The sequence below is a fragment of the Thauera sp. 2A1 genome (assembly GCF_009469595.2).
GTDB lineage: Bacteria > Pseudomonadota > Gammaproteobacteria > Burkholderiales > Rhodocyclaceae > Thauera.
This window is the reverse complement of record NZ_SSXV01000066.1, coordinates 1-2,810: the sequence shown is the minus strand read 5'-3', so window position 1 is coordinate 2,810 and position 2,810 is coordinate 1. Positions and strand designations below refer to the sequence as shown.

The following is a 2,810-nucleotide window of genomic DNA, read 5'->3' as shown; positions in this document are numbered from 1 at the left end:
CTCTACTCAAATTCTTTAGTAAGAGCGGTAGGATCGTACAACCAATTACCTTTCTTTAAAGTATTCTATCTTTTTACTATCTTAGCTGTTTTATCTTCGTATTCATCATTAGCATCAGATAACACTTTCTAAATAGCGTCTAATCTTTCTTTATCAGACATTTGTTGCTATTTATTGTTCCATAAGAAATCTTGTTCTTCCTAGTTTAATGCATTATCTTCTAACGCTGTAGCTATATTATCTAGCGGATTTACGTTGAATATATTATTATCTTTAAAGTCATTTAGCAAAGCTTTAAAGTTTATAGCTATACTACCATTTACATTCGTAGGATCTGTATCGTAGAATAAATCTCTTAAGTACGGATTAGATTTAGCATACTCTTTTATATTAGGTTCTAACTAATTAACAGTTTGCACTGCCATTTTCTATTCATCTGTAAGTATATTATTAGAGATATTATCTACAATAGACTTAGCTTCTAAATAGTTTTGAGCTTCCTATATCTGTGGTATCCATTTAGATTCTGTTTCCATTAAATTGTCTTGTAATTTAGACAATCCAACACTAAGTCTTTCTTTTTGTATATACTGATATAATGGATTAGCATTATCTAATACATTAGTTATTAGTTTTCCAGTATTCCATACAATATCTTCAGCTAAAGATCTTTTATTATCTTTAGCTTCTTCTACTACTGGCACTTCTTGTTCTGTAGTAAATTCATTTATTCCATATGACTATGGTAGTTGCGATATATCAAACCCTTCGCTGTACGGAGTCATAGCTTCCCTCACTAGCTATTGTCCTAGTGAGGGGGAATTCAAATTAAATTTATTTTTCTTAGCCATTTTTTATGCGATTTTATTTTTCTTCTTCTCCGGCAGAATAACCAATGCCGTAAGCTTCCTGTTGTGTACTTGGATATAATTCAGATCTAAATGCATCTGTCATAGATAGCTTCCATGCTTGTTGATCTAAGTATTCAGTATTTAATTTATCTTGTGGATCTGGAAGTTTATTTAGTAATTCTATCTACCAATATACATCTTCTGTAGGAACGTTGTAAGATACCTTTCCTTTATAATTATATTTACTGCTGTACTCTCCTTCTTCTAAATATCTTTGAAATGGTAGTTTACGTTTATCTCCTTCTTTTATTTCTGTAGATAGAGATACCTTGCCAGAGCGATCGTATATTCTTTTAGCTCCAGATATAACCATATCTGCATCTGTTATACCTAACGCATCTAATTGACTTTGGGGTATAGCTACTGTAATTACCTAACTAGAATTAGGCTGCACTTGTCCATTTTTATTTACAGGTAAAGTAAGAATATTACCTCCCTATTGAAGAATAACATTAGTAAGCTTACCGTTTTTAAGGGCATCTCTAAACTTATTCTTTCCAGATTCTACGTGTTTATAACCAGCTATTTCAGATATAACATCTGTAGCTAAATCTAATTGTCTAGGATTAGCTATTATTCTATATTTACCTAATGGAGTAGTAACCGTTTCAGATGTAACACCTGGTATAGTAGTTTGTAACAAATCATTTACAGAAGCTATAGGAGATGGAGCTGCAAATCTATTCAAAATATCATTAGTAGCATTTGATAAATCTATATTAGTCAATTTACCATCTGTAGCATATTCTTTGAATATTTCATTAAATAGTTTGTTTGGTGTGTAACTGTTAGATTCATTATATATTTTTCGTAATTGCTCCTTAAATATATTTGCAGATAAAGTGTCGCCTGATTGAGTAGCATTATTATATTGATCTGTTAAAGAATTTATCTGATCTCTATATTTATTAGCTATGTAAGCTTGAGTTCCTAATTTAAATGCATCTCCACCAGTAGTTGCAATAGATTCTGTCAATCTAAATGGTTTTTGAGCAGTTTGTTGTCCTGTTCTAGCCCTCTTTAATCTATCTTCTTCGTATATCTTAGATAAAGGATTAAGTTCTCTATCTTCATATGCAAATTCTCTACCAGCTCTATATATACGATTAGCAAATAAAGCATTGGCTTGTTCTGGAGTATATCCTTGCTGTATTAATACTTGTATATGTTTCTGTGCTTCAGGAGTGTTATATATAGCAGAAATATTGTTAGCTATTTCTTGATCTGTTCTTTCAGATGAAACTCCTCTCCAATCATAAGCACCTTCTTGTCTAATAAATCCAGGCTTTAGATTATCAACATAAGGTTTTACTAAATCTACTTCTGACTTATAAGCTAATGGAGCAACGTCATTAAATACTCCACTATCTAAAGTACTATAATTAGTAAAATCAACTTCATGCCATAAAGGATTATACTTACCAGACAGCATAAGTTGTTGATTTACTTTCTATCTCTAAAGTAATCCTTCTCTACTCTGTTGTAACTAACTTAGCTCATTATAAGGTCTAGTATTAATAAACGATTGTATTAAGGATCTACCTTCTGCTGTTTTAATCAAATCTGGATTAGCTGCTAATTTATTTACTACATCTTGTCCAGCTCCAACCGTTAAATCATACCATCTCTTAGTATCTACAGCTGATGGTGATCTAAACTCTGACCACTTAGTAAACTGATTACCTAAATCCTAATAAGCTTTATCTACTCTTTCGTTATTTGCTTTACCTATGGCATATAACTATTCAAAGGGTATTGGTGTATACTAACTAATATACTCACTTTCTATTGGTTTATCAAATCTATTCGTTGCCATTATCTTTTCAAATTATTATATAATTTAGTTAATTGATCTGATGTCATACCATATTCCAAATAAGGTAACATAGCTTCTACTAC

2 protein-coding genes are annotated in these 2,810 nt (G+C 31.0%); both read right to left on the bottom strand.

Annotation, left to right across the window (positions count from 1 at the left end; all coding sequences use genetic code 11):
* Window positions 1–500: 500 nt before the first annotated feature.
* The gene (locus GH664_RS22230; RefSeq protein ID WP_153163728.1) at window positions 501–704 is read right to left on the bottom strand and encodes a hypothetical protein; all 204 of its coding nucleotides are present in this window, start codon (window positions 702–704) and stop codon (window positions 501–503) included.
* A gap of 643 nt (window positions 705–1,347) precedes the next feature.
* A complete protein-coding gene (locus GH664_RS22225) occupies window positions 1,348–2,343 on the bottom strand; it encodes a hypothetical protein (RefSeq protein ID WP_153163729.1) in 996 nt (331 codons plus the stop codon).
* Window positions 2,344–2,810: the final 467 nt, after the last annotated feature.